8 protein-coding genes are annotated in these 8,995 nt (G+C 63.0%); 4 read left to right on the top strand and 4 right to left on the bottom strand.

Features of this window, described 5'->3' with window-relative positions:
• Positions 1–481: 481 nt before the first annotated feature.
• Genes CH281_RS19450 through CH281_RS19440 form a run of 3 tightly spaced genes read right to left on the bottom strand, consistent with a single transcriptional unit; the run spans position 482 to position 2,696 of the window.
• Entirely contained in the window at positions 482–883 is a 402-nt protein-coding gene (locus tag CH281_RS19450) for a RidA family protein (RefSeq protein WP_032384918.1), read from the bottom strand.
• A complete protein-coding gene (locus CH281_RS19445) occupies positions 880–1,677 on the bottom strand; it encodes an IclR family transcriptional regulator (protein ID WP_052056490.1) in 798 nt (265 codons plus the stop codon). Before CH281_RS19445 ends, CH281_RS19450 begins: the two co-directional genes overlap by 4 nt.
• Positions 1,674–2,696 carry a sugar kinase gene (locus CH281_RS19440; RefSeq protein WP_052056462.1) on the bottom strand — a complete coding sequence of 341 codons (1,023 nt, stop codon included), beginning with the start codon at positions 2,694–2,696 and terminating at the stop codon, positions 1,674–1,676. Before CH281_RS19440 ends, CH281_RS19445 begins: the two co-directional genes overlap by 4 nt.
• Before the next feature lie 114 nt (positions 2,697–2,810).
• Here CH281_RS19440 and CH281_RS19435 point away from each other — a divergent pair, with 114 nt between their 5' ends.
• From CH281_RS19435 to CH281_RS19420, 4 genes are read left to right on the top strand one after another with little or no spacing between them, the layout of a single operon-like run.
• On the top strand, positions 2,811–4,094 hold the full coding sequence (locus tag CH281_RS19435; protein WP_032384917.1) for an alanine racemase: 1,284 nt from the start codon (positions 2,811–2,813) through the stop codon (positions 4,092–4,094).
• 13 nt (positions 4,095–4,107) lie between these two features.
• Positions 4,108–5,721, top strand: coding sequence for an N-acyl-D-amino-acid deacylase family protein (locus CH281_RS19430; protein ID WP_032384916.1), 1,614 nt, complete (start codon positions 4,108–4,110; stop codon positions 5,719–5,721).
• Entirely contained in the window at positions 5,718–6,356 is a 639-nt protein-coding gene (locus CH281_RS19425) for a bifunctional 4-hydroxy-2-oxoglutarate aldolase/2-dehydro-3-deoxy-phosphogluconate aldolase (RefSeq protein WP_027497688.1), read from the top strand. The genes CH281_RS19430 and CH281_RS19425 overlap by 4 nt, the downstream gene beginning before the upstream one ends.
• Complete coding sequence (locus tag CH281_RS19420) at positions 6,353–7,795, top strand: GntP family permease (RefSeq protein ID WP_027497689.1); 1,443 nt, start codon at positions 6,353–6,355, stop codon at positions 7,793–7,795. Before CH281_RS19425 ends, CH281_RS19420 begins: the two co-directional genes overlap by 4 nt.
• Here CH281_RS19420 and CH281_RS19415 read toward each other — a convergent pair.
• Positions 7,712–8,938: a hypothetical protein gene (locus tag CH281_RS19415; protein WP_052056460.1), complete on the bottom strand. Its 1,227-nt coding sequence runs from the start codon at positions 8,936–8,938 to the stop codon at positions 7,712–7,714. The two genes, CH281_RS19420 and CH281_RS19415, sit on opposite strands and share 84 nt — an antisense overlap.
• Positions 8,939–8,995 lie beyond the last annotated feature (57 nt).

Raw genomic sequence — 8,995 nt, 5'->3', positions numbered from 1 at the left:
TCCTGAGCCAGGATCAAACTCTCCGTAAAAGACTCTCGATCAACAGTCGAAACTGCAAATCAGTCATAAACATAAAGAGTCAAATCACTAGCAAAAAAACTCAACTAGCATTTTAAAACAACACCCGACAACAACCACCACAAGCGGATGGCTGATACATCGAATGCTTTCACCAAATAAAATTCGGCACTGACATTCATCGACACACTGTTGAGTTCTCAAAGAACACGCACACACCATGGTCACCGTGTGAACGGCAACGCCCGGGGCTTACACGCTCGAACCCCAGACATGGCTGATAACCTCTGCCTTGTCTGGGTTGTTCAGGACGTACTCCGTACAACCTCGTTGTCCCGGTTTGTGAAGACCGGGTCGGTGTCCGTGTCGCTCTGACTCGACAAAAGTTACGCGAAGACCAACGCTTACGCAAATCGCCAGGTCAGATGTAATTTTCTTGTGAACATCTAGGTCGAGCGTTCAGTCAGACGACGGCGATGGCGTCTATCTCGACCAACATCTCCTCGCGCGGAAGCCCCGTGAACACGGTCGTCCGGCTCGGCAGCACGTCGCCTGTCGTGTTCGCCGAGACGAACTCGCCATAGGCGTCGTTCATGATCGAGAAGTCCTCACGCTTGGTCAGGTACACGCGCAGCATGACGACGTCGTCGAACGTCGCTCCGCCGGCTTCCACGATTGCCTTGACGTTCTCCAAGGTTCGAGTGGTCTGCGCGGCGACGTCACCTGGGAACAGGTATTCGCTCGTCGCCGGATCCACCGGGCCCTGACCCGAAACCTGCACGAACGGCCCTTTCCGCACCCCCTGGGAGAAGGTGTGTGCCGGGGCCGGGGCACCGGTGGTGCGGATTTCGATCTTTTCGCTCATGATTTTCCTTCCATCGAACTGTCGTTTGTCAGTGAGCGGTCATGTCGATCGGGCGGCCGCCAGCCCAGTCCTTCGGAAATTGCCGCTGCCGTGCCGCGCACTGCGGGCAGCGCAGCCAGTACCTGCTGATGGTCGAGCAACATGTCCGGTACCGACATGGACACCGCGGCCACCACGTCTCCGGTCCCGTTGCGCACCGCGCAGCCGATGCAATTGACGAAAGACTCGTGTTCTTCACGGTCCTCCGCAAAACCCTGCTGGTCCACGAGCTCGAGCTCGCGCAGGTACTGCTCCGGTGTGCTGATCGTGCGTTCCGTGAACGGCGTGTACGTGATGCGTCGAGCGATCTCTTCTCGTTCGGCGCGCGGGCGGCCTGCGACCAGTATCTTTCCCACCGCGGTGCAGTGCAGCGGTGCCGGCCGGCCGACGCGTGAGTACATCCGCACGCTCTGCTGTGCGTCGAACTTGTCGATGTAGATGACCTCCCCCGCCTCGTACGTGGCCAGGTGCACCGTCTGGCCCGTGTCGGAGTTCAGTGCAGCGAGATGCGGTCGCGCGACGGTGCGCACGTCTCGCTGCTCGAGCGCGTGATTTGCGAGCTCGAACAGCCTCGAACCGAGTTGGTACCGGTGATCTGCTCCATGGCTGACAAACCTGTCCGATTCCATGGTCCGAAGCAGTCGCAGCACCGTCGTCTTGTGTACACCGAGGACGGCGGCGAGTTCGTCGAGTGACTTGGATCCGTCCCCGAGCAAACCCAGGATCGTCAGCGCCCTCGACAAGCTCTGGCTCACAACGCCGCCTCGGTGTGCACCGCTGCCACGGCCGCGTAGTCGAGTGTCGCCCACGCATTGTCGTCGATTCCGGCCAGTGCTGCCAGCTCGTCGTGCGGCAGGACTTTTGCTACATCACCGTCGCCGGTCAATGCGCCTGCGGCACAGAGATGTCCGAATCGCACACGCTGCACCGCGCTGTATCCCATCAGCAACGCGGCCAGAAAGCCGCCGGCGAAAGCGTCACCTGCACCGATCTTTTCGACGACGTCGAGTGTCAATGCGGGAACGTCGACTCGCGCGACTCCCTCGAATGCCGTGACCGTGTGCGCATCGTTCTTGATCACCAGATGACGGGGCTCGGGAAACATCTCGCGTAGTTCCACCGGACTCGAGGTCCCGAACACCGAAGCGGCCTCGTCGGCACCCATCGACACGATGTCGCTACCGCGGACGTGCTCACCGAGGACGCGGGCCGCGTCGTCCGAACGCCCGGCCCACAAGGCCGGCCGATAGTTGAGATCGAAGCTGACAGTGGACGGGCCGGCCATGAGGCTTCGCGTCAATTGTTCCGCAGTGGGTGAGATGGCGACGGTGATGCCGGTGAAATGGACGATGTCGGCGCAGTCGATCGCCGCTCGCACCTCGCCGTGAATATCGTTGGGCGAGAGCGCAGTAGCAGCCGACAGAGACCGGTAGTACGTCATCGCGCTGTCTCCCAGAGGCAGGTCGTGACGGTGATCGGACCCCGATCCGCGCTCCTTGATGTAGAGGCCCGTCGGCCGCCCGTTATCGACGATCACGCCCGACGTGTCCACACCGGCAGCATCGAGTTCCGCGACCAGATATCGGCCGAACCCGTCGTCACCCACCCGCGAGACCCACGCAGCCTCGACACCCAGTTGGACGAGGACACGAGCCACGTTGGCTTCCGCACCTCCAGCCGTGCGATGGAACGTCTCCGACCGTTCCAGTGGGCCAGGGTCCGCGACGAGGACAGCGAGGCCTTCGCCTACACACACCACCCGGGGGGCTGCCATGTCCGTCTCCTCGAACTCTTGCGGGAATGCATCGTTGGATGCAGACTACAAATGAAAGACACGATACGCAACCGTCGTTGCATATAGCGCAACGCAAAACTCGAGGAGACTGCCGTGATCGACACTGCCGGAGTCGAGGCGCTGAGTCGACGACTCCTGGGGCCCGAACACAAATCGCTTCCAGCGAGATCGTGGGGACAGAGCGCCGAGAGCTTTCTGGCCACCGCGCCGCGGCTGTCGGAGTTCACCACCCCAGTACTCACCCTCGACAGGACACGCATCGCATCGAACGTCGATGTGATGGCGCAGTGGACCGCGAAGGCGGGCGTCCTCCTGGCACCCCACGGCAAAACGACCATGGCTCCCCAACTGTGGAAGCAGCAACTGGATGCGGGCTGCTGGGCCATCACCCTCGCTACCGGTTGGCAAGTTCAGGTGGCACGCGCATTCGGTGTGGAGAGAATCGTTCTCGCCAATGCCGAAGTCGATCCTGTTGCTCTGAATTGGGTTGCTGCCGAACTGGACTCGCATCCCGAGTTCGAGTTCTACTGCTGGGCGGACAGCGTCGCCACGGTGCGAGAGATGAACCGCATCCTTGCCGACCACGGCGATCGACCGGTGTCCGTCGTCGTCGAACTCGGCGGCGAGCACGGACGAACCGGCGCGCGAACGACCGAGGAGGCCGTCGCAGTAGGACGGGAGATCGCCGCGTCACCGCGCCTCGCACTGGCCGGTGTGGGCGGCTACGAGGGTGCCCTGAGCCACGACCGTTCCGAGGCCGGTCTCGCGGCAGTACGCACCTACCTCGACACTCTCGCCGCACTACATCGCACCTTCGATGCCGAAGGACTGTACGGCGATCACGCCATTGTGACCGCAGGCGGGAGCGCGTACCAGGATCTGGTGGTCGAACGCCTGCATTCTCTGACCTCGGGCAACGGCGTGCGCACCGACGTCGTGCTCCGATCCGGGGCCTACGTGGCGCACGACGACGGCTTCTATTCGCAGATCTCACCGCTGACTCCCGCCCGAACCGAGACGCCGTTGGTTTCTGCGATGCACGGATGGGCGCGAGTGGTGTCACGCCCCGAGCCCGGCCTCGCATTGCTGGACGCAGGTAAGCGCGACTTTCCTTTCGACGAAGGAATGCCCGTCCCGCAACGTGTTCGAGGTGATGAGCTCCTGGATCAGGGCGCGGAGGTGACGGCACTCAACGACCAGCATGCTTTTCTTCGACTACCGGCAGACGACGCCGACGCACTTCCGGTGGGGGCGGTGCTGCGGCTCGGCCTCTCTCACCCCTGCACTGCGTTCGACAAATGGCGTCTGATCCCCGTCGTGGACGACTCGGACAGCGACGACCCACTCGTGGTCGATCTGATACACACCTTTTTCTAGGAAGCAGAACTTGATGGCGGACACACTATTTCGCGGGTTCGACGTCATCGACGGCACCGGTTCCGCGCGGCTGCGTCGGGACGTTCTCGTCCGTGATGGCACCATTGCAGCACTCGTCGAGCCCGGAAGCCTTTCCAGTGCAGACAGAATCGTCGATGCAGCACCAGGTCACGTCCTGTCCCCCGGCTTCATCGACATGCATGCGCACTCCGATCTGGGGTTGCTGACCGATCCTGGGCACTTCGCCAAGATCAGCCAGGGTGTCACCACCGAGGTGATCGGACAGGACGGCATCGCGTACGCGCCCATCGACGATGCGACGTTGGACGTCATCCGGCGACAGATCGCCGGGTGGAACGGCAATCCCGTCGATCTGGACTTCTCCTGGCGAACGGTTGCCGAGTATCTCGCCCGACTCGACCGTGGCATCACCCCGAACGCCGCATATCTGGTTCCGCAGGGAACGCTGCGCTACCTGGCCGTCGGTGCCGATCGACGCCCCGCAACGCCGTCCGAGATCACCCACATGCAGGAGTTGCTGGCGCAGGGCTTGCAGGACGGTGCCGTCGGAATGTCGAGCGGACTGACCTACACACCCGGAATGTATGCCGACACAAGCGAATTGCGAGCACTGTGTGAGGTAGTGGCAGACTTCGGCGGGTTCTATGCTCCCCACACCCGGTCGTACGGCGCGGGTGCACTGGACGCCTACCAGGAGATGCTCGATCTCTCCAGAGAAACCGGATGCGCCCTTCATCTGACCCACGCAACGATGAACTTCGGTGTCAATCGTGGTCGGGCACGTGAATTTCTCGATCTTGTCGACTCCGCGATAGCCGACGGCTGCGACGTCACGCTCGATACGTATCCGTACCTACCCGGGGCCACGACTCTGTCTGCGCTGCTGCCGAGTTGGGCGATGTCGGGTGGGCCGGACCGAGCGCTGGAACGACTCGACGATCCGGCCGAGCGTCGCCGCATAGCGCAGGACGTCGATGTCGACGGCTCGGACGGCTGCCACGGAGTCACCGTCGAGTGGGAGACGATTCAGCTCAGTGGAGTATCGAACCCGGAACTCGACCGGTACGTCGGTCGCACGATGGCCGACATCTCGGCGGACGAAGGGCTCGAGCCGGTCGACGTGTTCTTCGACTTTCTACGCCGCGACGCTCTGGCCACGACCATCCTGCAGCATGTCGGGCACGAGGAGAACGTTCGCGAGATCATGCAGCATCCGCGCCACATGGGCGGCAGTGACGCCATTCTCGTAGGCGAAAAGCCACATCCGCGTGCGTGGGGAACGTTCCCCCGCTATCTGGGCCACTACGTGCGGGACGAGCGACTGCTCTCACTCGAGGAGTGCATCAATCACCTCACGGGTCGTCCGGCTGCACGGTTACGACTGCGCAGGCGCGGCACGATCGCCGTGGGTCATGCTGCCGATCTCGTGGTGTTCGACCCGGACACCGTTCGAGACACCGCCACGTTCGAAGAGCCCAAACAGCAGGCCGCGGGAATCAGCCACGTGATGGTGAACGGCTCGTTCGCGATAGACGATTTCCTTCCCACCCACTCCTTGGCAGGCCATGCCCTGCGTATGGACTCAGCCAGAAAGCAGACGTCGTGAATGCACTGACGGCAATTCTCGAAGACCGCGCACTTGCCGTGGTGCGCGCGCCGCACATCTCGGATCCTGCCGCACTCGCACACGCCCTGGCCGGCGGCGGAATTCGCGCTGTGGAGCTCACGTTCACCACGCCGGGAGTCCTCGACCTCATCCGGGCCGCATCCGATGCGGGTGCCATCGTCGGGGCCGGAACGGTCCTCACAGCCGATCAAGCCCGGGCCGCCCTGGACTCGGGTGCCAGTTTCGTCGTGACACCCGGGCTGCGGTCAGACGTCGCCGCCGTGGTGACCGCCGCGCGCATACCGCTGATGATGGGGGCACTCACCCCGTCCGAGGTGATGACCGCGCTCGACCTCGGTGCAGACGCGGTGAAGATCTTCCCGGCGCGCACCGTCGGACCGGCCTATTTCAAGGATCTGCTCGGTCCGTTCCCGGATGCACGTCTCGTCCCGTCCGGCGGCGTCAACGCCGCAAATGCCGCGCACTTTCTGGCAGCCGGAGCAGTGGCAGTAACTGCCGGCACGGATGTGGTGCCGCCGAATTCTGTTGCTACCGCTCAATGGGACGACATCGCAGCACGAGCCCGGGCATTCGTCCACGCCATCGAAACCGCCAACGAGAAAGAACTGTCATGAATTCTGCCGTCGACTGGCTGAGAACCTCGACACCCGGCCTTCTGGTGCTGTGCGGCATAGCAATCGCCGTGTTACTCGTCGTGATCATCAAGATCAAACTGGAACCGTTCGTCGCACTGCTCATCGTCGGACTCGGCCTGGCCCTGGCCGCCGGTCTTCCGGTCAATCAAATCGTCGGAACCGCGATCAAGAGCAACGAGTCGTTGCTCGAGACCGGCTTCGGCGGAATTCTCGGGCATATCGCCGTCATCATCGGCCTCGGCACCGTACTGGGGGCCATACTCGAAAAGTCCGGCGGCGCACAGGCGTTGACCGCCAAGTTGCTCGGAATATTCGGCGAGCGCGGCGCACCCGTCGCGATGGGCCTGCTCGGATTGATCTTCGGTATCCCGGTGTTCTTCGACATCGGCATCTTCGTGCTCGCCCCGCTGGTGTACGTCGCCGCGCGCCAAGGCGGAAAGTCGCTGGTGCTGTACGCGTTGCCGATGCTCGCCGGCTTGTCGATGACGCACGCATTCTTGCCGCCGCACCCCGGGCCGGTGGCACTCGGTGGACTGCTCGAGGTCAATCTCGGTTGGCTGATCCTGTTCGGCTTCATCTGTGGCATACCCGGATTCATCGCTGCGGGCCTGGTGTGGGGAAACTGGATCGGCAAGCGCATCATCGTCGAGGTTCCGGACGACTTCATCAACGACGGGGACGACTCGCCCCGCGACTCGAACGGTGGCGCCGGTGCCGTCACCACCGCACGACCGGTGGTCACGACGCCTCCCTCGGTGGGCACCATCGGCGCGATCATTGCAGTGCCCCTGGTCCTCATCCTCGGTGCCACCTTCGGCAGCATCCTCCTCGACCCGGGCAATCTGCTCGAAGTGCTGACATTCTTCGGCACTCCGGCCGTCGCGCTGCTCATTGCCGTGCTGATCGCGTTCTACGTTCTGGGTATACGCCGCGGGTCCACCGTTCAGGAGCTGAGCAAGCTCACAGGTGAGTCGCTGCGCCCGGTGGGCATGCTCTTGCTCGTCGTCGGCGCGGGTGCTTTCTTCGGAAAGGTCATCTCTGCCACAGGGATCGGCACCGCACTGGCCGACACCATGGCGGCGGCAGGTCTACCGATCATCGTCCTGGCGTACATCATCAGTTGTGCACTGCGTGTCGCACAGGGTTCGGCCACCGTCGCGATCGTCACCACCGGTGGCATCGTGGGCCCACTCGTCGCAGCGCAGGACTACTCGGCCCCCGCCGTCGCATTGATCGCCATGTCCATCGCAGCGGGCTCGATCATCGCGAGCCACGTCAACGACGGAGGCTTCTGGATCATCTCGAAGTTCTTCAACCTCACCGTCAAGCAGACGCTACAGACGTGGACCGTCCTCGAGACGATTCTGTCCGTGGTCAGCTTCGCGGTTGCCGGCATTCTCTTCGCGATCATCGCCTAACTCGACGGCGCGGTCGGGTGTCGATGTCGGCACCTGATCGCGCCACTGGGAGTGCACCTGATCACCGACGAAATGGGTGTTCTCTGCCGACATTTCGCGGCTGCCCGACCGTCCGACGAGATCGTCGATTCGGTCGTCCAGGCTGTGGGCGCGAGCCATGGCGTCCGACGTACGTGCTTCACCCTCCGAAGATTCGACCAGATCGGCCAAACGAACCAACGCAGCCACTCGTCCCGTCAATTGGGTCCATACGACTTCCAGTGCGCGGCGACGTGATTCGACCTGTTCCGCCGTGTCCTCGTCGACCATCGTCCGACCTATACGGATCAACTCCTCCCCTACCGACCGCAAAGACGTTGCGTCGACCGAGATTTCGGCAAGCTCGACGAACAGATCGACCTGGCTTCGCTGAAACTCGAAGTACGTCGACTGCCACGCCGGCGAGCGATGTATGCGATCGAACGAGGTGCCCGCGAGAAACAGCAGCGTGTCGTAGCGGTCCGAGAATCGATCGTCTTTGCGATCGATCAACTGATCGACCACCCCGGCTGCCCACTGCACCCGTTTGTCGATGGGCGTTCTACGCGCAAGCGTGCTGACTCGATCCTTTGCGGCGTCCGCCAACGTCAGACCTCGCTCGGCGAGCACCCCGAATTTGATGGGTGCGGGCGTGTGCATCAGTGCATCGAAGACCGCGTCGCGCTGTTCCAGGTCGAGATGAATACCTTCGCGACGTTCCTTGCGTGCCGCGCGGACGCCGTTGGCGTAATGCCGGTTCGACATCACCACCGTGGTTCGCAGATGCTCGATCCGCTTGTTCGACTCCGCGACTCGCAACTTGTAGACCAGGGCCGCGCCGGGCTTACCCGACGAATCCTTGGCACGCCATCGATCCCGCTCGTCCACCAACTGCCGCAAGGTTCCGAATCCCCCGACCGACGGGAGAGAACGCCCCGCACGCCACCGAGCAATGAGCACCGTTCTGGTTGCTCCATCGACCCTGCCCGCCGCGACGGCCGTTGCGGCGGCGTCGGACAAGGGCTCGGAATGGCCGGGTATCCGACAGTCGGCACAGAGGCGATGCACCCGGTCATCGAATCGAGCGCGCTGCTGTGCCGAATCGCCTGCATCGAACTGAGACATGATTTCTCCTCGGTCGCACCGCGGTCCGGCGTGCTCGCCTTCGAGTGTTCCAGAAAG

It is taken from the genome of Rhodococcus sp. 06-221-2 (assembly GCF_002258365.1).
GTDB lineage: Bacteria > Actinomycetota > Actinomycetes > Mycobacteriales > Mycobacteriaceae > Rhodococcoides > Rhodococcoides fascians.
The sequence above is the reverse complement of the archived record's forward strand: the minus strand, read 5'-3'. Positions and strand labels throughout refer to the sequence as shown.

What these genes read in the sequence shown, in the direction of transcription:
- CH281_RS19430 (WP_032384916.1), top strand. Translation starts at nt 4,108, where the DNA reads ATGGCGGACACACTATTTCGCGGGTTCGACGTCATCGACGGCACCGGT.
- CH281_RS19420 (WP_027497689.1), top strand. Translation starts at nt 6,353, where the DNA reads ATGAATTCTGCCGTCGACTGGCTGAGAACCTCGACACCCGGCCTTCTG.
- CH281_RS19440 (WP_052056462.1), bottom strand. Translation starts at nt 2,696, where the DNA reads ATGGCAGCCCCCCGGGTGGTGTGTGTAGGCGAAGGCCTCGCTGTCCTC.
- CH281_RS19415 (WP_052056460.1), bottom strand. Translation starts at nt 8,938, where the DNA reads ATGTCTCAGTTCGATGCAGGCGATTCGGCACAGCAGCGCGCTCGATTC.
- CH281_RS19450 (WP_032384918.1), bottom strand. Translation starts at nt 883, where the DNA reads ATGAGCGAAAAGATCGAAATCCGCACCACCGGTGCCCCGGCCCCGGCA.